Origin of the sequence: Nocardia sp. FBN12 (genome assembly GCF_050320175.1) — a bacterium.
Classification (GTDB): Bacteria; Actinomycetota; Actinomycetes; order Mycobacteriales; family Mycobacteriaceae; genus Nocardia.
Map to the genome: position 1 here is coordinate 639658 of NZ_CP190048.1, position 20114 is coordinate 659771.

21 protein-coding genes and 1 tRNA gene are annotated in these 20114 nt (G+C 67.3%); 15 read left to right on the forward strand and 7 right to left on the reverse strand.

The annotated features are described in order from the left end of the window. The first annotated feature begins 8 nt into the window (after nucleotides 1-8). Genes ACQHI0_RS03325 through ACQHI0_RS03335 form a run of 3 tightly spaced genes read left to right on the forward strand, consistent with a single transcriptional unit; the run spans nucleotide 9 to nucleotide 3806 of the window. Nucleotides 9-911 (forward strand): metal-dependent hydrolase, encoded by a 903-nt coding sequence (locus ACQHI0_RS03325; protein ID WP_427906463.1) that lies wholly within the window; start codon nucleotides 9-11, stop codon nucleotides 909-911. Further along, entirely contained in the window at nucleotides 908-2002 is a 1095-nt protein-coding gene (locus ACQHI0_RS03330; RefSeq protein ID WP_427906464.1) for a PDR/VanB family oxidoreductase, read from the forward strand. The genes ACQHI0_RS03325 and ACQHI0_RS03330 overlap by 4 nt, the downstream gene beginning before the upstream one ends. Before the next feature lie 31 nt (nucleotides 2003-2033). Beyond that, nucleotides 2034-3806: an SDR family oxidoreductase gene (locus ACQHI0_RS03335; RefSeq protein ID WP_427906465.1), complete on the forward strand. Its 1773-nt coding sequence runs from the start codon at nucleotides 2034-2036 to the stop codon at nucleotides 3804-3806. Between the two features lie 5 nt (nucleotides 3807-3811). Here the strand turns inward: ACQHI0_RS03335 and ACQHI0_RS03340 are convergent, their stop codons facing one another. Continuing rightward, a complete protein-coding gene (locus tag ACQHI0_RS03340; RefSeq protein WP_427906466.1) occupies nucleotides 3812-4315 on the reverse strand; it encodes a hypothetical protein in 504 nt (167 codons plus the stop codon). Nucleotides 4316-4469: 154 nt separating this feature from the next. Between ACQHI0_RS03340 and ACQHI0_RS03345 the strand changes: the two genes are divergently transcribed. Both ACQHI0_RS03345 and ACQHI0_RS03350 read left to right on the forward strand, forming a co-directional pair. Beyond that, complete coding sequence (locus tag ACQHI0_RS03345; protein WP_427906467.1) at nucleotides 4470-5474, forward strand: zinc-binding dehydrogenase; 1005 nt, start codon at nucleotides 4470-4472, stop codon at nucleotides 5472-5474. A gap of 364 nt (nucleotides 5475-5838) precedes the next feature. Then, nucleotides 5839-5912, forward strand: a tRNA-Ile gene (locus ACQHI0_RS03350). A gap of 30 nt (nucleotides 5913-5942) precedes the next feature. On the opposite strand, the gene ACQHI0_RS03355 is transcribed toward ACQHI0_RS03350, so the two are convergent. Then, a complete protein-coding gene (locus ACQHI0_RS03355; RefSeq protein WP_427906468.1) occupies nucleotides 5943-6155 on the reverse strand; it encodes a hypothetical protein in 213 nt (70 codons plus the stop codon). Between ACQHI0_RS03355 and ACQHI0_RS03360 the strand changes: the two genes are divergently transcribed. Further along, nucleotides 6141-6296 (forward strand): hypothetical protein, encoded by a 156-nt coding sequence (locus ACQHI0_RS03360; protein WP_427906469.1) that lies wholly within the window; start codon nucleotides 6141-6143, stop codon nucleotides 6294-6296. The two genes, ACQHI0_RS03355 and ACQHI0_RS03360, sit on opposite strands and share 15 nt — an antisense overlap. Here the strand turns inward: ACQHI0_RS03360 and ACQHI0_RS03365 are convergent. Further along, the gene (locus ACQHI0_RS03365) at nucleotides 6283-6855 is read right to left on the reverse strand and encodes a TetR/AcrR family transcriptional regulator (RefSeq protein WP_427906470.1); all 573 of its coding nucleotides are present in this window, start codon (nucleotides 6853-6855) and stop codon (nucleotides 6283-6285) included. The two genes, ACQHI0_RS03360 and ACQHI0_RS03365, sit on opposite strands and share 14 nt — an antisense overlap. A 120-nt stretch (nucleotides 6856-6975) precedes the next feature. Here ACQHI0_RS03365 and ACQHI0_RS03370 point away from each other — a divergent pair, with 120 nt between their 5' ends. Beyond that, the gene (locus tag ACQHI0_RS03370; RefSeq protein WP_427906471.1) at nucleotides 6976-7995 is read left to right on the forward strand and encodes an aldo/keto reductase; all 1020 of its coding nucleotides are present in this window, start codon (nucleotides 6976-6978) and stop codon (nucleotides 7993-7995) included. Between the two features lie 50 nt (nucleotides 7996-8045). On the opposite strand, the gene ACQHI0_RS03375 is transcribed toward ACQHI0_RS03370, so the two are convergent. Continuing rightward, the gene (locus ACQHI0_RS03375; RefSeq protein ID WP_427906472.1) at nucleotides 8046-8510 is read right to left on the reverse strand and encodes a nitroreductase family deazaflavin-dependent oxidoreductase; all 465 of its coding nucleotides are present in this window, start codon (nucleotides 8508-8510) and stop codon (nucleotides 8046-8048) included. A gap of 232 nt (nucleotides 8511-8742) precedes the next feature. Here ACQHI0_RS03375 and ACQHI0_RS03380 point away from each other — a divergent pair, with 232 nt between their 5' ends. The 6 genes from ACQHI0_RS03380 (at nucleotide 8743) to ACQHI0_RS03405 (ending at nucleotide 14101) form a co-directional block, all read left to right on the forward strand. Next, complete coding sequence (locus ACQHI0_RS03380; RefSeq protein ID WP_427906473.1) at nucleotides 8743-9669, forward strand: ABC transporter ATP-binding protein; 927 nt, start codon at nucleotides 8743-8745, stop codon at nucleotides 9667-9669. Next, nucleotides 9666-10478: an ABC transporter permease gene (locus tag ACQHI0_RS03385; RefSeq protein ID WP_427906474.1), complete on the forward strand. Its 813-nt coding sequence runs from the start codon at nucleotides 9666-9668 to the stop codon at nucleotides 10476-10478. Before ACQHI0_RS03380 ends, ACQHI0_RS03385 begins: the two co-directional genes overlap by 4 nt. After that, nucleotides 10478-11620, forward strand: a complete 1143-nt coding sequence (locus tag ACQHI0_RS03390; protein WP_427906475.1) for a sensor histidine kinase — start codon at nucleotides 10478-10480, stop codon at nucleotides 11618-11620. The genes ACQHI0_RS03385 and ACQHI0_RS03390 overlap by 1 nt, the downstream gene beginning before the upstream one ends. Then, entirely contained in the window at nucleotides 11617-12237 is a 621-nt protein-coding gene (locus tag ACQHI0_RS03395; protein ID WP_427906476.1) for a response regulator, read from the forward strand. The genes ACQHI0_RS03390 and ACQHI0_RS03395 overlap by 4 nt, the downstream gene beginning before the upstream one ends. A gap of 51 nt (nucleotides 12238-12288) precedes the next feature. Then, nucleotides 12289-13515: a vWA domain-containing protein gene (locus tag ACQHI0_RS03400; RefSeq protein ID WP_427906477.1), complete on the forward strand. Its 1227-nt coding sequence runs from the start codon at nucleotides 12289-12291 to the stop codon at nucleotides 13513-13515. A gap of 97 nt (nucleotides 13516-13612) precedes the next feature. Continuing rightward, nucleotides 13613-14101, forward strand: coding sequence for an FBP domain-containing protein (locus ACQHI0_RS03405; RefSeq protein ID WP_427906478.1), 489 nt, complete (start codon nucleotides 13613-13615; stop codon nucleotides 14099-14101). Between the two features lie 170 nt (nucleotides 14102-14271). On the opposite strand, the gene ACQHI0_RS03410 is transcribed toward ACQHI0_RS03405, so the two are convergent. Next, nucleotides 14272-14544 carry a hypothetical protein gene (locus ACQHI0_RS03410; RefSeq protein WP_378952254.1) on the reverse strand — a complete coding sequence of 91 codons (273 nt, stop codon included), beginning with the start codon at nucleotides 14542-14544 and terminating at the stop codon, nucleotides 14272-14274. A 206-nt stretch (nucleotides 14545-14750) separates the two neighbouring features. Here ACQHI0_RS03410 and ACQHI0_RS03415 point away from each other — a divergent pair, with 206 nt between their 5' ends. Continuing rightward, on the forward strand, nucleotides 14751-15041 hold the full coding sequence (locus ACQHI0_RS03415; RefSeq protein ID WP_378921229.1) for a hypothetical protein: 291 nt from the start codon (nucleotides 14751-14753) through the stop codon (nucleotides 15039-15041). Here the strand turns inward: ACQHI0_RS03415 and ACQHI0_RS03420 are convergent. Then, nucleotides 15038-16831, reverse strand: a complete 1794-nt coding sequence (locus tag ACQHI0_RS03420; protein ID WP_427906479.1) for a TerD family protein — start codon at nucleotides 16829-16831, stop codon at nucleotides 15038-15040. The two genes, ACQHI0_RS03415 and ACQHI0_RS03420, sit on opposite strands and share 4 nt — an antisense overlap. A gap of 650 nt (nucleotides 16832-17481) precedes the next feature. Between ACQHI0_RS03420 and ACQHI0_RS03425 the strand changes: the two genes are divergently transcribed. Next, entirely contained in the window at nucleotides 17482-17976 is a 495-nt protein-coding gene (locus ACQHI0_RS03425) for a hypothetical protein (protein ID WP_427906480.1), read from the forward strand. 59 nt (nucleotides 17977-18035) lie between these two features. On the opposite strand, the gene pabB is transcribed toward ACQHI0_RS03425, so the two are convergent. After that, nucleotides 18036-20084, reverse strand: coding sequence for an aminodeoxychorismate synthase component I (gene pabB, locus ACQHI0_RS03430; RefSeq protein WP_427906481.1), 2049 nt, complete (start codon nucleotides 20082-20084; stop codon nucleotides 18036-18038). Nucleotides 20085-20114: the final 30 nt, after the last annotated feature.

Consider the following 20114-nt stretch of genomic DNA (forward strand, 5'->3'; position numbering starts at 1 on the left):
GAGTACCGATGAAGATATTTCCTTGGGGACGAGAGCATCCGGACATCGATCCGGGCGTGGTGGCATTGCACGCGCGCAATGTCAGCTTCGACTGGTCTGGCATCGACCTCCAGTGGATGTCGGCGGAACCGATCGCCGGCCACCTGATCAGCGCGCTCAACATGTTGCTGCCCGAGGGCGAGCGCATGTTCATCGAGACCTATCGCGAAGCATTGCCCTACGTCAAGGACGAGAAGCTGCGCGAGGACATGCTCGGTTTCATCGGGCAGGAAGCCATGCACGCGCAAACCCACGCGAAGGTGCTCGACGACGTCTTCACCGCCCATGGCATCGACGCGAGTCCCTATCTGCGGCAGATGGAATTCCTGTTTCGTGTCTCGCTCGGCCCGCGCGGTGGCGACGATCGCGCAGGCCGCCAGATGCTGGTGGAACGCCTCGCTTTCATCGCCTGCCTCGAACACTTCTTCGCCTGGCTCGGCGACTGGATTCTCAACGCCGATCTGGAGCAGTTCGGCGCCGACCCGCGGATGGCCGACCTGTTCCGCTGGCACGGTGCCGAAGAGGTCGAACACCGCAGCGTCGCCCATGATGTCGCGGAGTATTTCGGCGTCGGCTACGTCCGTCGCTGCGCGTCCATGACGCTGGTGTTCCCGATCTTCCTCATCGTGCTGGTGCGCGGTGCGCGGTTCCTCGTCCAGCAGGACCCGCGGTTGCCCGATCGGGGCTACCCGCGGCTGCTCACCGGGGTGTTCGGGGCGATGTGGCGCGGTGCGCTGCCCGGCGTCCCGTCGTTGCTGGTAAGTGCGCTGTCGACCTTCCAGCCCGGCTACAACCCGCAATCCGTCGGCTCGACGGCGCAGGCGATCGCGTATCTGGCCGCCTCGCCCGGTGCCCGCTCGGCAGCGTCGTGACCACGCGCGACATTCCCGCCGATCTCTACGGCAAGTACCGCCACGATCCGGCGATGAAGGTCATCGACGCCATCGCGGCTACCCGGCTGCGCTGGAGCGCGCTGGTCAACCGAGCTGATCTGCGACCGCGCGTCGACGACCGCCGCCTGCCGGTGGTGGTGACCGAACGCCGGATCGAAGCGCACGACCAGGACGTGGTGAGTCTTCGCCTCGAAGCCCCCGACGGTCGCGTGCTGCCGCGCTGGCGGCCCGGTGCGCACCTGGATCTGGAACTGCCGTCGGGTCGGCTGCGCCAGTACTCGCTGTGTGGCGATCCCGCCGACGAGCGCGCGTACCGCATCGCCGTGCGCCGTATTCCCGGTGGCGGCGGTGGCTCGATCGAGGTGCACGACGAACTGCCCGCCGGCTCCCGGCTGGTGGTGCGCGGCCCGCGCAACGCCTTCCCGTTCGCGGTGCCCGGTCACGGATCACCTTCGCAGCGGCTGCATTTCGTCGCAGGGGGCATCGGCATCACCCCGATCCTGCCGATGGCACGGCTCGCCCACCGGCTCGGTGTGCCGTGGACGCTGGTCTACAGCGGTCGCAGTCGCGACACCATCCCGTTCCTGGCCGAGATCGAGAGCTTCGGCGCGAATGTCGTCGTGCGCACCGATGACGAGCACGGCCTGCCCACCGCGCCGGATCTGCTGCCGGGCGTAGGTCCCGGCACCGCGGTCTACGCGTGCGGCCCGACACCGATGACCTCGGCGATCGTCGCCGCCGTGCGCGAGATGCCCGATGTGGAACTGCATTTCGAGCGATTCTCGCCGCCACCGATCATCGACGGCACGGCATTCGAGATCGAATTCGCCTCCAGCGGTGCGGTTGTCACGGTCGACGCCGACCGGTCGGTGCTCGACACGATCCTCGATTCCCGCCCCGACCAGCCCTACTCGTGCAGGCAGGGCTTCTGTGGCACCTGCGTGGTGCGGGTTCGCTCGGGCGAGCCGGACCATCGCGACACCACGCTGTCCGATGCCGACCGTGCCGAGGGTGCCATGCTGGCCTGCGTATCCCGTTCCCGCGGTGAGCGATTGGTGCTCGACCTGTGATTTCTCTGCTGGACAAGGAGTCCGAACGATCATGACGAACGACAGCCCGCAGCCCGTCAACCAGCGCACCGTCCGCAGCGGTGATTTCGACATCGCCGTGTTCGAATACGGCGACCCGGCCGCCGACACCATCGTGCTCGTGCACGGCTGGCCCGACACCCACCACCTGTGGGACCGGGTGATTCCGCTGCTCACCGACCGCTTCCATGTGGTCGCCTACGACACCCGCGGGCACGGCGAATCCACCCGCACCCAGCGCACCGACGACTTCCGCCTCGACGAACTGTCACGCGATTTCTACGCTGTGCTCGACGCGGTGAGCCCCGACCGCCCCGTGCACGTGCTCGCCCACGACTGGGGCTCGGTGCAGGTGTGGGAGGCGGTATGCGAACCGCAGGCCGGCGAGCGCGTCGCCTCGTTCACCTCGGTCTCGGGCCCCAATCTCGACCACCTGTCCAGCTGGGTGCGCGACCGGCTCTCCCGCCCGACCCTGCGCAATGTCTGGCAGCCGATGACCCAGCTCGCCTCCTCGGCCTACACCTTCTTCTTCATGACGCCCGGGCTGCCGCGCGCGACATTCAACGCCATCGGCACCGAAAAGCTGTGGCAGCGTGCGGTTTCCCTGATGAACGACACGCCCGTCGCGAATGTGAAGCTCGGCCCCACCTTCCGCCGTGACATGGTCGACGGACTGCTCATCTATCGCGCGAACATCGTGCAGCGCATGCTCTCCCCGCGTGAGCGCCGCACCGAGGTGCCGGTGCAGCTGATCGTGGCCGGACGCGATGTCGCCGTGCGACCCGCGGGCTACGACGATTCGGGCAAGTGGACCGACCGGCTGTGGCGTCGTGATGTGCCCGCCGGGCACTGGATGCCGTTCTCGCATCCGGAACTGCTCGCCACCGCGACCACCGAGCTGATCGACGCACTCGACGGTGCCGCGGTCTCACGCGGGCTGGCCAGGGCTGAAGTAGGCCCTGCGCGAAGGGAATTCGAGCACAAGCTGGTGGTGGTCACCGGTGCGGGTAGCGGCATCGGCCGCGAGACCGCGCTGGCCTTCGCCCGGCTCGGCGCCGAAGTGGTGGTCTCCGATGTCAACGAGCTCGCCGCCAAGGCCACCGCGGAACTCGTCGCCGCGGAAGGTGGTGTGGCGCATTCCTATCCGCTCGATGTGTCGAACGAGGACGCGGTGCGCGCGCATGCGGACACGGTGATCGCCGCGCACGGCGTGCCCGATGTGCTGGTCAACAATGCCGGCGTCGGCCAGGCGGGCGGGTTCCTCGACACGCCGTCGGAGGAGTTCGACCGCGTCCTGCGGATCAACCTCGGCGGCGTGGTCAACGGCTGCCGGGCGTTCGGTGCGGCGATGGCCGATCGCGGGCTCGGCGGGCACATCGTGAACCTGTCGAGCATGGCCGCCTACAGCCCGCAGCGCGACATGGCGGCCTATGCCACCAGCAAGTCGGCGGTGTTCATGTTCTCCGACTGCCTGCGTGCCGAACTGGCCGACCGCGGCGTCTCGGTGTCGACGGTGTGCCCCGGCATCGTGCACACCAATATCGTCGCCACCACCCGCATCTCGGGTGTCTCCGCCGAGGAGGAGACGGCCAAGCAGCAGAAGTTCGACAAGCTGTACGAGCGACGCGGCTACACTCCCGACCGTGTGGCGGCCCAGATCGTGAAGGCCGTGCGGACCGGACGTGACATCGTGCCGGTGACGCCGGAATCGTGGGTGCAGTACCGGCTCAACCGGATCGCCCCCGGTGCGGTGCGCTTCGCCGCGCGCCGGATGAAGCTGGTCTGACTCGGCTACGCCCGGCGCAGTTGCTCCTGCACGGCGGCGACGTGCCGGGCGTCCACGCCCCAGGGGTTGTCGACGCCCACCTTTCGGTCCAGGTCCCAGAGCACGCACTCCTCGTCCGGCCGCGCGACCAGCGACCAGGCCACCACGGTGCGGCCCAGTTGTTCGACCATGGTGCCGTGATTCTGGGTGCTCTCGCCGACGCCCTCGGGGAAATGATGCAGGAAACGGCCATAAGCCTGCGCACAGAAGTCCGCGTAGAGCTGGGTGCAGAGGATGAAGCCGTGCCAGGCCTCGTCGACCGCGTGCGAGGGCATGCCGATCACCTGGTCGTCGCGAATGGCGGCGCCGCAGCACCGCAACCATTGGCGCAGACCGGTTTCCACGAGCTCGCGGGGCTGCCACGGTGAGGTCTTGAAGATCGCGTCGGGCAAGCGCAGCGCATCGACGGTGCGGTCGACGGTGGGGAGGTCGACTTGCCGTCTGCCCGCTCGCGGGAAAGAGAACGCCACAATTCACTGTAAGGCCACTGGCCGCGGAGCAGCCGTGGGATCCGGGCAGTCCGGCCGGTGGACATTCTGTGATCCAGGCCTCAGCGCCCTTGACCTGAACTTCACTTCAGGTTTCATGCTTGACTCGTTCGGTCAACACCACGAAGGAGTCGCGATGCGTGCAGTGCAGGTCAAGGAATTCGGTGGTCCCGAAGTCTTGGAGGTATTGGAATTCCCTGCGCCACAACCGGATTCGGCCGAAGTGGTGGTCGACGTCGAGGTGGCCGACGTGATGTTCCTCGACACCCGGTTGCGCAGCGGGTGGGGGCAGGATTACTTCGCGTTGAGCCTGCCCTATGTCCCCGGCGGCGCTGTCGGTGGTGTGGTCAGCGCGGTCGGCGCGCAGGTAGATCCCCGCTGGCTGGGCAAGCGCGTGGTCACCCAGACCGCCGCCAGCGGCATCGGTGGCGGCCTGCCCACCGGCGGCTACGCCGAGAAATCCCTCGCCAAGGCGGCCACCCTGACCGAGATCCCCGACGGACTCACCACTGAGCAGGCCGTCGGTCTCGCCCACGACGGACGCACGGCTCTGTCCGTCTTCGACACCGCCGCGGTGCAACCGGGTTCGTGGGTGCTGATCACCGCCGCCGCGGGTGGCCTCGGCACACTGCTCACCCAGCTGTCGGTCGCCGCCGGCGCGCACGTGGTAGCGGCTGCCCGTGGCCAGGAAAAGCTCGCGCTCGCAACACGATTGGGCGCCACGGCAGTGGTCGACTACTCCGCCGACGGGTGGGAAGAGCGAGTCCGTGAGATCACCGGAGGGGGTGTGGCCGTAGTCTTCGACGGTGCCGGCGGTGAGATCGGCGGCGCGGCGTTGACGGCCGCTGCCGATGGCGGCCTGTTCCTCGGATACGGCTCTGCCGCGGGTGATTTCGCGCAGGGCGACACCGAAGCGGCGGTCGCACGCGGTGTGCGAGTGCTCGGGCTGTTCGATGTCGTCGAGGACGATGTCGACTGGGTCGGTATCACGGCCCGCGCGCAGCAGGCGGTAGCCGAGGGTGCGCTGGAAGTGGTGATCGGGCAAACCTTCCCGATCGACCAGGTGCGACAGGCGCACGCCGCCATCGAGAGTCGATCCGCCCTCGGTCGTACCTTGTTGACGCTCGGCGCGTCATTGTAACTTATCAAGCACCGCAACGGAATACACGTTAAGTTATGTTCTGTGCAGGGACTGATAATCATCGCAGTGATAGCTGCGGTTCTGTTGTTGGTAATAGGAGTCATCAAGTTGGCCAGCAACCCAGGGGGCAACATCGAACGTCGCGACCGCGACGCGCGAGTGCGGGGTGGCCAGCGAGCTGAACGCTCGTAACCCATCCCCCGGGTGCCGCACGACAACGGCGATCGGTCGCCGCGCCTTCCTAGGAAGCCGCGGCCCCCGATCGCCGTTCCTGTCCCACCTCCGACACGACCGCCGCGTCAAGTGGTCAACCCCGCACTCCGCCGGGTACCATGCGACTCGCCCGCGGAGACCCCCGCGGCGAGGGGCGGTAGCTCAGTCGGTTAGAGCCGCGGACTCATAATCCGCTGGTCGTGGGTTCGAGCCCCACCCGCCCCACTTCCCCCTCTGACCTGCTGATATTCGCAATCAACTCTGCGCGTCGACGGTCCGGGCGCGGTGCAGCAGGGTCTCGGTGAGGGCGGATAGGCGGTCGGCCGCTTCGGGGTCGAAGGTGTCCACCGACTGATACGTCGCTCGAATTCGTTCGATCACCCGCCGGTTCTCGGCTACCAGACTCGAGTCCGCCTCGCCCTCGCGGGCACGCTCCGGCTCGATGACCCGGAATTGGCGGCCACCCACTTCACCGCCCTGCTCACCGGCAGCATCGACACCCGATCCAAACTCGGCACCTGCCCCCTCGCGATCCCCGAACTACGCGTTGTCTCCGACGCGGCGGTGACAACCTTTCTGAGAGCTTTCGGTACCCCTACTTCGCCCTGAGCCCCGCGATGAGGAGGCCGACCATGCGGCGCGGGTTGTAGCGAGGAGTACTTCCGCCGACGCAGAGGTTGCCGACAGCACGGAGGATTTCGTAGGGGTCGGTACCGGGGCGGATTTCGCCTGCGGCGGTGGCGGCGGTGAGGAGGGCCTCGCAGGTGGGGACCAGGCGGTCGAGGAAGTAGGTGTGGAGGGTTTCGAAGGTGGTGGCGTCGGATTGAAGTGCTTCCGCGAGACCGTGTTTGGTGGTCAGGAAATCGGCGAAGAGGTTGATCCATTCGCCGAGTGCGGCGTGGGGTGAGGTGTTGGTGGCGAGGAGGGTGGGGCCAGCTTCGGCGCAGGCTTCGACCTGGTGGCGGTAGACGGCGACGATGAGGTCGGCCCGGGTGGGGAAGTGGCGATAGATGGTGCCGACCCCGACGCCGGCGCGGGTGGCGATCTCGCGGACGGGGACGTCGACGCCGGAGGCGATGAAGGCGGCTGCGGCAGCGTCGAGTAGCGCCTGCTGGTTGCGCCGGGCGTCGGCTCGTCGGCGCGGCGGCTCGGTCGGGTTGTCGACCACGAGACCTCCCTCTTGCTAAGCGGAACACTGTTCCGTATGTTGATTAGCGGAACATTGTTCCGCTTGGTTGAGGATGCCAGAACCGGCGAGCCGAACCAAGCTCATCTGGGAGGAACCGCCATGCAGTACCGCACTCTGGGTCGTACCGGCGTTCAGGTCAGCGCGCTCGTGCTCGGCGCGATGAACTTCGGCAAGCTGGGAAAGTCCACGCAGGACGAGGTCACCGCCATGATCGATGTCGCGATCGAGGGCGGCATCAACCTCATCGACACCGCCGACATGTACGGCCACGGTGAATCGGAAGAACTGGTGGGCAAGGCTATCGCTGGCCGTCGCGACGACATCGTGCTGGCTACGAAGGCGAGCATGCCGATGGGCGAGGAGCGCAACCATCGCGGCGGTTCGCGCCGCTGGCTGACCACCGCGCTCGACAACAGCCTGCGCCGCCTCGACGTCGACCACGTCGACCTCTATCAAATCCACCGTTGGGACCCCGAAACCAGCGACGAGGAAACCCTCTCGGCGCTGACCGACCTGCAGCGCGCGGGCAAGATCCGCTACTTCGGCTCCTCGACATTCCCCGCCTACCGCATCGTCCAGGCGCAATGGGCAGCCGCGGAGCGCCACCTGAGCCGATATGTGACCGAACAACCCAGCTATTCGATCCTGCAGCGCGGCATCGAAACCCACGTCCTGCCGGTCACCGAGGAATACGGCCTCGGCGTCCTCGCGTGGAGTCCGCTGGCGTCGGGCTGGCTCTCGGGCGCGATCCGCGCCGACCGCGAAATATCCACCAGCCGTTCAACCTTCATGCCCGACCGCTACGACACCACGATCCCCGCCAACCACGCCAAAATGGCCGCCGTCGAGCAACTCGCGAAGCTGGCCGACCAGGCGGGCCTGACCCTGATCCAACTCGCCCTGGCGTTCGTCACCACGCACCCCGCCATCACGAGCGCCATCATCGGACCACGCACCATGGACCACCTGCGCTCCCAGCTAGCCGCCGCCGACACCGTCCTGCCGCCCGACGTCCTCGACGCCATCGATGCGATAGTCGCCCCCGGCACCGACCTCGCTCCCCACGAAAAGCATGACACGCCACCATCTCTGCTCAACCCAGCCCTACGTCGTCGATGATGAGGGCGTTCGCACCGGCGGCATAACCAGAGCACCGATCGACGGTGGGATCAGTCGCGTGGCTCGAGGATGACGATTGGGATCGTGCGGTTGCCTGCGTTGCGTTGGTAGAAGTCGTAGCTGGGGAAGGACTCGACGAACCTCGGCCACAGGCGGTTTCGTTCGGTGTCGGCGGCTATCCGGGCTCGGACGGGGAGTAGGTCGGCGCCGATTTGGATCGTGGTGTCCGGGTTGGCTTTCAGGTTGTGGAACCAGGCTGGGTGGGTTGGTTGGCCGGCTTTGGATCCAGCTATGGCGATGGCGTCGCCGTCGTGGTGGTACATGACGGGTGAGGTTCGGTGGGTGCCGGTTCTGGCGCCGACGTGGTTCAGGAGCAGGACTCGGGCATCGGGGAAAGCGGGGAAACGGCCGCCGAGTCGGCCGTTGGTGCGGCGGTACAGGGCTACATGGACCTTCGTTGATCGGCGGCCGAGGTAGATTCCGCGCTTGCTCGCGAATCGGGATAGCGATTCCACCAACCGTGCTGTCAACGGCGTTGTGGTACTGCGGTTTTGGTTCTGATCGTGCACTGCCCCTCCAGAGTCTCGATCTACTACGCACCATAGTAGACGTGTTGTCCGCCGGTGGGGTGGTGATTCGTCAACAGTGGCCGATGACTTTTGTCATGGCGCAACCGTGCGAATCCCATCGGCGATCGGTGACTGCGCTTACTACTGGTGACGCCCCGCGTCGACCACCGTAGAAGGCATGAGAAACACAGACGTGATCACCGCACGCGGGCTGCGGCGAACATACGGTCGCGGCGAGGACGCGTTCGAAGCCGTCAAAGGCGTGGACCTCGAGGTGCACGAGGGCGAGGTGTTCGCCCTGCTCGGAACCAACGGTGCGGGCAAGACCTCGACGCTCGACATGCTGGAAGGGCTGGTCGCCCCGTCGGCAGGCGAGATCGAAGTCTTCGGTCTCGACCCGCTGCGGGACCGCGACCAGGTCCGCCCGCGGGTCGGCATCATGTTGCAGTCCGGCGGGCTGCCCGCCGAGCTGACCGTCGCCGAGACGCTGGAGATGTGGCGCGGAACCTGCACCGATCCGACCACCGCGGCCGCCGTCTTGGCGCAGGTCGGCCTGACCGATCGCGCGGGCGTCCGGGTCGGTTCGCTCTCGGGTGGCGAAAAGCGCCGCGTCGACATGGCGTGTGCCCTGCTCGGACAGCCCCGATTGCTGTTCCTGGACGAGCCGACCACCGGCCTCGACCCGGAAAGCCGGCGCGGGACATGGCAATTGCTCGCCGACCTCAAAGCATCCGGGGTGACGATGGTCCTCACCACGCACTACCTGGACGAGGCCGAAGCGCTCGCCGACCAGATCGCGATCATGCACAAGGGCGCGATCGCCCGCAGAGGCACCCTGCGCGACATCGTCGACGATCATCCGGCCCGCATCGCCTTCGACCATCCCGGCCTGCCCGTGCCGCAGTTGCGTGGTGCCAGGGTCGAGGCACACGCGCGAGTCACCGTCAGCACCAACGACTTACCGGGCCACCTGTTCGAACTGCTCGGCTGGGCCCGCGAAGCTGGGGTGCAGCTGACCGGGCTCGAGGCGCGCGCCGCCTCGCTGGAATCGGTCTTCCTCGACATCGCCGAAGCGACCACTCCCACCTTGATCGGAGCACGATGACCACCACCCTGCCCGCCGGCGGATCTCGCCGTCGACCGCTCACCGCGCTCGCCAAGGCGGAATGGTTGCAGTTCCGGCGCAACAAGACTCTCGTCTACATGGCAACGGTGTTCCCGATCGGGCTTCCGTTGGCCACCTTCTTCATTGCCGGCAAGGACACCGAGCCGACAACCGCGATGGCGGCGGTGACCTTCGAATTGCTCGCGGTCCTCGCCCTGCTGTTCGTGCAGTACTACTCGGTGCTGTCGATGGTGACGACGCGCCGCAGCGAGGGCGTGCTGAAACGGCTGCGCATCGGTGAGGCCGCCGACTGGCAGATCCAGCTCGCTCCGGCCATACCCGGCGCCGTCATGACCGTCGCGTGCACCGCCGTCGTGGCCGTGGTGGTCTACGGCAGCGGCGCACCCGCGCCGGTCAACCCACTGGCGATCGTGCTCGCCCTGGTCGGCGGGACAGTCCTGTTCACCCTGCTCGCCCTGGCGACCAGCGCCTACACCAAGAACGCCGAGGCCGCGCAGATCACCTCGCTGCCGGTGATGGTCATCGCGATGCTCGGCATGGCCTCCATCCGCGGCTTCCTGCCCGATCGACTGGCGCAGGTCGCGGAGTGGACCCCCTTCGCCGCGGTCTCCGACCTCATCTCGCTCGGCACGATGGGCAAGCTGTCGGCGACCGCCGAATCCGACGCCGCGCTCAGCTTCGCCGACACCGTCACCCAAGCAGGCCGACCGTTTGCGACACTGGCGCTATGGACCGTGCTGGCGCTCGTGCTGACCCGCAAGAGCTTCCGCTGGGACGACCGCGGGTGATGCGCGCGACCGCCTGGTGGCACGAGTTGTCGGGGGCCGCCAAGTTCCGGCTCTACACCCGGCTCTCGTTCCAGGCGGTGATCGCCGTGCTGGTCGTCGTGCTGGCGATCAGCGCCGAGTCGGTGGTCTCGGTGCTCGGGATCGTTGCCGGTGGTATCGCGGCCGCGGTCGCACTGGAGGCGCAACCCGATTTCGCCACCGTCCCCGGTGTGGTGACGCGGCCACGGATGTTGCCGGCCGCCCTCGCGGTGCTGGTCGCGCTGTGGGCGATCAGTGGGGTCGTCGCCCGGTTGGCGAGCGGCGAACCGACTGTCCTCAGCGCGCGCACGGTGGGTGTGTCCACGGTGGTCATGGCGATCTTCTCCGTCATCCCGTTCACTCGCCACAAGTGGTGGATTCTGATCGGCCTGAGCGTGGCCACCCCGCTGGTGGTCTTCGGCAGGCCGCTCGGCATGGGTCTGCAGGGGGCGGCGGTACTTCTTCTCATCGGGATATTCGCGATCGTGTTGACGCGGCTCACGGTGTGGGGGCTGGGAATCATCGATGAGCTGGAGCGAACCAAAGGTGTCGAGGCGCAACTGCAGGTCGCCGAGGAACGACTGCGTTTCTCGCGCGACCTCCACGACGTCGTCGGACGCGGGTTCTCGGCTATCGCGGTGAAAAGTGAACTGGCGGTGGCACTGTCGCGCGCGGGCGATGCCGATCGCGCGGTGGCGGAGATGGAGGCGGTCAGAACGCTCGCGGTCGAATCGATGGGACAGATGCGGACCCTGGTGCGCGGTTACCGCAATATCGACCTGCGCGGGGAAGTGGCCGGGGCGCGGTCGCTGCTGTCGGCGGCGGGATGCGTACTGGTGGTCGAGGGAGACGCGGCCAAGGTGCCAGCGCCATTCCATGAAGTCGCGGCCTGGGTGGTCCGGGAAGGTACGACCAATATCGTCGAACACTCGGCAGCGACGACGGCGACCCTCGCACTCGGCGGGTCGGGTATGTCGCTGCGCAACGACCGTCCGCAGGGCGCGATCGGTGAACGATCGGGGCTGCGCGGCCTCGGTGAACGACTCGCCGCCGTCGGCGCGACCCTCGACATCGTCACCTCCGGCGACGAGTTCACCCTCGAAATCCATTGGGAGAATCAGTGATTCCGGTATTCCTCGCCGATGACGAAACCCTCATCCGCGCCGCCATGGCGACGATGCTCGGCCTGGAGCCCGATCTCGAGGTCGTCGCCCACGTCGGCTCCGGTGCGGAACTCGTCGCCGCGTGGCGCCGTCGGGCCGCGGACGGTGAGCCGGCCGCGGTCGCCGTCATCGATCTGCAGATGCCGGGCATCGACGGCATCGACACCGCTGTCGAGCTGCTCCGAATCACGCCCGGCGCAGGCACTTTGATCGTCACCAGCCATGGCAGACCCGGCTATCTCAAGCGCGCTCTCGCCGCGGGTGTGCGCGGTTTCCTGCCCAAGACGACCTCGGCGGCGACGCTGGCCGAGGTGATCCGGTCGGTGCACAACGGTGGTCGCTACGTCGATCCCGAACTCGCGGCCGAAGCCATCAGCGCGGGGGACACCGTGCTCACCGCCCGGGAGGCCGACGTCCTCGAATTCGCCGCCGACGGCGCCTCCGTGGAGGACATCGCCAAACGCGCCCACCTCTCCCCGGGCACCACCCGCAACTACCTGTCCTCGGCGATGACCAAGCTCGGCGTGTCCAACCGCTACGAAGCCGCACTCAAAGCCCGTGAGAAGGGGTGGATCTAGCCCGATTTCGCCTAGGGTGTGGGGCATTACGGTGCGATGAGAGGGATATCGATGGCTGCTGCGCTGGTCAAAGGGCAGAACGCGGGCTTGGTTTCGGACGAGGTGGTGCTGTCGGTACGGGGCGGGGTCGCGGCCGATCTCTCGGCGCTGTTGGTGACCGAAACGGGCAAGGTTCGCTCGGACGCGGACTTCGTCTTCTTCAATCAGCCGCAGGCGCCGGGTGTTCGGTTGACCGGTGCGGGCCTCGAGGTTTCGCTGGGCGCCGTGCCGGGCGAGATCGCGCAGATTCGCGCGGTGATCACCGTTGCGGCGCAGGGGCAGACGTTCGGCACCGCCGCGGCTCCGCTGGCTTCGGTCGCCGACCGCGCGGGAAATGTGTTGCACGAGTACGCGATCGACGGGCTCGACAGCGAGTCGGTCGTGATCGCGCTCGAGCTCTATCGCCGGGGCGAAGCGTGGAAGGTCCGTGCGGTCGGGCAGGGATACGCGGGCGGGTTCGCCGACTTGGTCACCGACCACGGGGTGAGCGTCGACGACGAGCCGGAAGTGGTCGCCGAAGTTCGGACGGTTCCGGGCGAGGCGGCGCTGTCGTTCGAGAAGCGGCAGCAACTGGACATGCGCAAACGCGAAGTCGCGAAGGTGCTGATCGACAAGAATGCCTTCGGTGCCAGAGCGCGGGTGGTGCTGGTGATCGACAAGACCGGCAGCATGGAGAAGATGTATCGCGCAGGCACCGTGCACCGGGTGGTCGAACGGATGATCCCGGTCGCCACCCAGCTCGATGACGACGGGACGCTCGAGGCCTACCTCTACGCACTCACCTACGCGAAACTGCCCGACATCACGGTCGCGGGCGGAGAACAGTGGGCGCGGACCTACCTCCACCTCAAGGGCACCCACCAGGGCATCGATTACAACGCCATCGGCGGCCGCAACGACGAACTGCCGATCATGCGCGCGATCATCGACACCCTGACCGAACCCACCCTGGTGCTGTTCTTCACCGACGGCGGCTTCGCGAAAAAGCGCGAGATCGCCACCCTGATGCGCGAGGCCGCCCACCTCCCCGCCTTCTGGCAGTTCATCGGCCTCGGCACAGCGAACTTCGGCGTCCTGCGCACCCTCGACGAGCTCGACGACCGCGTCATCGACAACGCGGGCTTCTTCGCCCTCGACGACATCGACCAGGTCGACGACGCCGAACTCTATCGCCGCCTGCTCGGCGAATTCCCGGACTGGTTGCGCGCCGCCCGCGCCGCGGGGATCGTCAACTCCTGAGCCATGGACCGGGCGGTCCGAAATCGGGTTGTCACTGACCAGGGGGATCGTTAGCGTGTCTACCGTTTGCTGTTCGGCAAACTGAAAGGACGAGCTCATGGAACCCATTACCGAACGCGACATCAGGTCGTCGTTCGTCAACTGTTCGAAAGGTGACGCGAAGCGGTTGAATGTGCCGCGTGACCTGGGGGAGCGGCCCTGGGAGGATCTCGACTTCCTCGGCTGGACCGACCCGTCGTACGCGGGGCGCTGCTACATCTCGGTGCCGCGGGCGGACGGGCTGGTCAGTGTCGCGTTGCGGCACGAGACCGGCGGGTCGGGTAAGACGCAGATGTGCACGATCTGTCTCACCACGCATTCCGGTGGCGGCGTTTCGCTGATGACCGCGAGCAAGACGGGCGAGTCGGGGCGCAAGGGCAACACGGTCGGCAGTTACATGTGCACCGATCTGGCCTGTTCGCTGTATGCGCGCAACAAGAAGCGGCCGTCGATGGGCAGCCGGTATCGCGAGGATCTGACACCGGAGGAGAAGGCGCAGCGGGTGGTGGAAAACCTGAACGCCTTCGTGGACCGGCTCTACACCTAGCCGGCCCGCCCCGCTGATCGATGAGGAGGTAGATGCTGTGCGCCGACACTCACCAACCCATTAGGCCCGAGTTCTGTTGAACCTCAACAGAACTCGGGTCGATGCTTTCCTGGCTGGTCGAGTCTGCCCGGGTTGATGATCCCGGACCGTCCCGAGTGGAGCAGGAAACCTCAGAGCATCGCGTTCATGATCGTGCCCGCGCTGGTGGCGACGACGCCGCCGATCATCGCGCCGGCGACCATCTTCGGCGATTGCATGGCGCCGCCGGTCCATTTCTCCCAGGCGAACTTTCCGCCCGCGACAGTGATGGCGACGATGCCGGACAACAGGATGAACCAGGTCAGGTAGCTGACCATCTGCATGATCTTGTCCGCGAGCGGTGGTGCTTCGGGGGTCGGATTGCCGATCTGCGCCAAGGTATCGGTGACGGCGGCCAGAAACATGGGGTCTCACTCGGTAGCTCGGAGGAACGGAACGACGATCAACTCTGCACTGATGGTATCCGGTCATCTGCCACCATGTCGGTGGCCATCTGGACCGAACCGATCGGTTTTGTTGGTGTGCAGGGGGTTCGCGCCCGTATCCTGGACCACGATCGAATACGGCAGGGCTGGAACGCAGTTCGCGTCACGCGATAGGGGAGCAGGCTATGAGCATCATTCTGACGTCGATGGCCGACACCATCACCACGTATGCGCAGATCGGCAACCCTACGCCGGAAGCGCCTCCGCTGTCGGACAAGATCATGAAAATGGTCCAGTACTTGACCTGGTTCATGATCCTGTCGGGTGTGCTCGCGATCACGGTCGCCGGTGGAAAGTTCGCCTGGGAGAAGTGGAACGGCAGCGCGATGGAGTCGCCGAAGATGATCGCGGGTGCGATGATCGGCGGGGTGGTCGCCACCAGTGGCGGCACCATCATGAACGCGATTCTCGGTTAGATCCGCGCGCCCTTGGCGCGATTGCAGGCCCGGCACAGGATCTGCAGGTTCGTCGCGCTCGTCGCACCACCGCGGCTGAGCGGGATGATGTGGTCGAATTCCAGGTAGTGGCCGTCGCCGCATTCGACGCACGCGCCACCGTCGCGTTGCCACACCTGGGCTTTCACGTCCTGGGGGATGCTTCGGCTGTCGAGCTGTCCCGGTGTCAGGACCAGGCGTTTCGACACGCGCAGCGCACCTTCCAGCGCCGCCGCCACATAGTCGGGGTCGGCGACGCCGAAGGTCGCGCCGCCGCGTGCGGAGGTCGCGGCGAGCACGACGGTGCCGTGCTCGGGATGAACCGACACCACCCGGTTCCACGGCAGTTCGATGCCGGTGCCGTCGCCGACGAAGCGCAGTTTCTTGGAGCTGCCGATCAGGCGGCCCTCGGTGTTGCGTGGGCCGCGGGCGAGCATCCGGATGTGGACGGCGGGCAGGTCGAGGTGGACGCGCTCGTCGGGGTCGAGGTGCAGGCCCGGGGTGTTGATGGTGGGCAGCTCGCCGGCGCGCAAGCGGGACAGGGTGCGGCCGCGGTGCATTCGGCGGCGCAGATCGTCGACGACGCCACCGGACAGCGCCAGTTCGCTGACGACATGTTCGAAGGCTTCCAGCTCCTCGGCGAACACCTCACCGTCGGCGAAGGCGAAGGCGACCATTCGCTCGACCTGGGTCAGGCCGGCCTCGCGCAGCAGTGTCCGGCCGCGTTCCTCCTCGATGCGCTGGAAGCGCAGCGCGGCCCACACCTCGATCCATTCCCGCGACATCGTGCCAGGGCCCGCGAGGGCGCGCCTGGCTCTGTTGCGCCAGTGGGTGAGGAATTCCTCGACTTCGTCGGCACAGTTCTTGCACGGGCCGTGTCCACCGAACAGCTTGCGCCGCAAGGGGTTACCGCAGCGAGTGCAGCGGGTTCGGTGATCGTGGAGGTGGGGGTGGACGCTGGCGGTCCACTCGTCGCCGTCCCACCAGCGCAGCTGATCGGGGTTCTCCGGGTCGGGGTGCCAGTCGGCGAGCTCCGGGTCCTGCGGTGGTGGCGGTGGGACGTCGATGACGCGGCGGGACAGGGCCGGTGGGCGCGTCGAGGTCGGTCCGGTGTGGTGTCGCGCCGGCGGCTCAGGGGTCGCGGTCCAGCTCCGTCGGTCGCGGTGGGCATCGGCTGGATCGCTGCCCGTCGGGTCGGTGGTGGTCGCCGCGTCGTGTCGGGAGGGCACGCTCGCGTATCGATCGCCGGGATGTGCGTCGTCGGCCTGGAACGCTCGCGCGGGCACTGTCGACCTGTGGCCGGCGCCGGGGTGCCCGGCGGGCTCGTCCACCGTGACTCCGAATTCACCGGCCAGACCGGCCAACCCGCCGGACCAGCCCTGGCCGATCGCGCGGAAACGCCACTGGCCGTCGCGGCGGTAGAACTCGCCGAACATCATCGCCTTGACGTCCTCGATGCCGTCGATGGTGAACTGGGCGATCGGGCCGTCGGCGGCGTGGACGGTCAGGGTGAGGTCGGGGAGTTGGTCGAAGGTGGCGTCGTCGAGGGACGCGCTGACGACGATGCGGGCCACGTCGGGTTCGGTGCGGGGCAGCGAAATGCTCAGTCGCGCGGTGCCGGGGGCGGGTTCCTGGTCGAGGGTGACCGCCTGGGAGGCGTGGCGCGGGGCGTTGAAGAAAACGAAATCGCGGTCGCCGCGGACTAGGCCTGATTCGGTGACCAGCAGGGCATGCGCGTCTACCGTATGCGCGGATCGCCATGAAACGACCACGGCGAGAAGCGATGTCGGGACCGGCGCGTGTGCACCCTTGCGTAGTTCCATGGTGTTCGCATGATGTCATGGGGGTCTGACAGGGTTTGAGTGCTGGGTGGGGGTGTGTGGGGTTGGTGGGCGTTGGTGGCCAGGGATGACCGGGGTTTGAGTAGTCCCAGATGGTTTGACGCTGTGTTTATTGGAGCGCTGGCGCGCTCGAGTCGCGGCCCTGAGGGGCCGCCGGTTAGGCACCGGGGCTTGCTCCTTCGTCGCCTACGCCCCGGCGCCTAACCGGCGACCCGGCCGCGACCGGCCACTGTGTGGCCGTCCCTCCCTAAGGGTCGGGAGTGCGGTGGCTGGGTTGGGTGGGTTGTGGAAGGCGGGGACGGGCTGGGGTGCACGGCGTGGTTTGGGTTGGGTGGGTTGTGGAAGGCGGGGACGGGCTGGGGTGCACGGTGTGTTTGGGTTGGGTGGGGCGTGGAAGGCGGGGACTGGCTGTGTGCGCGGTGTGCGGGAGTGTGGTGGTTGGTTGGGTGGGTTGTGGAGGACGGGGACGGGACGTGTGGGTGGTGCTGTTTTTGGGCGGGTGGTGGGGCTTCAGTGGGACACGGAGCTGGGCTGGGGGTGTGGTCCCTGCGGCGGCGGCGTCCTTGCGGCACAGTGGGGTTATGACGAACCCGAGGAAGCGGGGGCGCGCGGAGGAGTCTGCTCCGGCGGCGCAGGCGCGGAAGGTGCCGGGGGCTGACTTGTTGTCGGCCGCTCAGGCGGCGGTGGGGGCTGCGCAGGCTGCGGCGGGGCAGGCTATCGATGCTGCTCAGCAGACTGCGGGGTACGCCTTCGATACGGCAGTGCGGTTGCCGCCTGCTTCGGCGCAGTTGGCCGCGCAGTTGCCGGATCTGGTGGAGAACTTGTCGATCGCGGTCGATCGGCTCAACAGCACTATCGATCGGCTGGATCGGACGTTGGCGCTGGCTGATCCGGTGTTCGCAACCTACGATCGGTTGCTGCCGCGGCTCGAGGCCCTGATTTCCCTGGGTGAGGACGTGTTGGGCGCGGTGGCGAAACTACCCGGCGTCGGGTTGCTCGGGCGGATCGCCGGGCGTGGGGGCGAAGAACCCGCGCCGGAGCCGGAACCGGACAAGCGCGGCCGCCGCCGACGCTGAGTGCGCGAACGCCGTGCCGAACCGGTGTGTGGCCGTACCGGTATTGATGCGTGTCGAACTCACGGATCGGGAGTCAACGCCCGGAACGTCGCCGCGGCCTTGAGCACCATCTCCGCGTACTCGTCCTCGGGATCGGAATCGAGGACGATCGCGCCGCCCGCGCCGATCCGCCACTCGTCGTCGTAGCGGACCGCCGTGCGGATCACGATATTGAGGTCGGCGGTGCCACTCAGGCCGAGAAAGCCGATGGTGCCCGAGTAGATGCCGCGCGCTTGGGTTTCCAGTTCGTCGAGGATCTCCATGGTCCGCAGCTTCGGCGCCCCGGTCATCGAACCGCCGGGGAAGCAGGCGCGCAGACAGTCGATCACGCCGGCGTCGCGCAGTAGGGTCCCGCGCACGGTGGACACCAACTGGTGCAGGGTGGAATAGGTTTCGGTGTCCATCAGCTTCGGCACGTGGACCGAGCCGACCTCGCAGACGCGGCCGAGGTCGTTGCGCAGCAGGTCGACGATCATCAAGTTCTCGGCGCGGGTCTTCGGGTCGTCGGCAAGTGCGCGACGCAGGATCTCGTCCTCGTCTGCGGTCGCTCCGCGCGGGGCGGTGCCTTTGATCGGCTTGCTCTCGACCACCCGGTCCCGATCGACCTTGAGAAACCGCTCCGGCGAGGAACAAGCCACATCGAGGCCGTCGAAGCGCAGGTAGGCGGCATACGGTGCCGGGTTGCAGCGGCGCAGCCGACGGTAGAAGGCGAGCCCGTCGTCGGGCGCGGCAGCGACGGCGACCGCATCGGTCAGACAGATCTCGTAGGACTCGCCCGCGTGCAGCCGGTCCTGACATACCGCGATATCGGCCAGATAGCGGTCGCGCCCACGCACCAGGTGTGCCTGCACGGCGTCGGGATCGGCGGGCACGGGCAGGTCGGCGGGATTGACCCAGGTCGGCAGATCGTCGAGGGCGTCCGCGGTCTCGCGCAGCCACTGCTCGGCGTCGAGTTCGCCCTCGGTGAGGGCGAGCAGGTAGGTGCGCCCTGCTTCATGGTCGACCACGATCAGCCGGTCGGCGAAAATCCACTGGGCATCGGGTGTGGGGGAGCGGTGGGCATCGCGCGCACCACAGTCGGCCTTCACCTCGTAGCCGAGATAGCCGACATAACCTCCCGCGAAATCGAAAGGCAGCGGCGGGATTTCGCAGTGCCTGGCCCGGAGTTCGCGGTCGAGGTAGTCCAGGACGGTACCCGCGACCGCGCGGGTGCCCTCGGCGTCCGTCACGGTGACAGAGCCGTCGCCCACCCGGTAGCCGACGATTTCGGCATGTGGCCCGCTCGCGTCGCCGAGGAAGGAGAAGCGATCGAGACCGGGTTCGACGTGTTCGCTGTCGAGCCAGAACGCGGTCGGCGCCGAGGCGTAGAGGCGCAAGAAGATGGCTTCGGTGTCGATCGCCCGTTCGATCACCTTGTCTCGCAAGCGAAATGAGCGTTCATGCGACGCAGGCGCGACGACCGCTGGTCCGCGGACGAGCACCGGTGCGGAAACCCGCACGCGCGCCTTGGTGAGATCGGCGAAGTTACGCAGCAGCGCCGCACCGAATTCACTCGACACCGACTCGGGATGGAACTGCACACCCCATTGCGGCCGTTCGCGATGCCGCACCCCCATCACCACCCCGTCGCTCGTCGACGCGGTCACCTCGAGCGACGCGGGCAGCGGCTCGCGCGCCGCGAGCGAGTGATACCGCACGACGGTGAAACCCTGCGGCAGACCCGTGAACAGATCCCGATCGTCATGGGTCACCTGATCGAGAAAACCGTGCCTGGCCTGCGGTGCGCGCTCCACGGTCCCGCCCGCGCCGAGCACGATCCCCTGATGGCCGAGGCACACGCCGAGCAGCGGCAGGTCGGCCTGCGCGATCAGGGCCGTCGAGATTCCCATGTCGCGGGCGCGGTCCGGGCGGCCGGGGCCGGGCGAGATCACCACATTGTCGAAGTGCGCGAGATCCACCGGCCCCTCGTCGTTGCGCACGACGGTCGGCTCGCTCCCGTTGACCTCGCTGATCAGCTGATAGAGGTTGTAGGTGAACGAGTCGTAGTTGTCGATCAAGAGCGTGCGCATCGTGGCAGAGACATTACGCCGGGCGCCCGC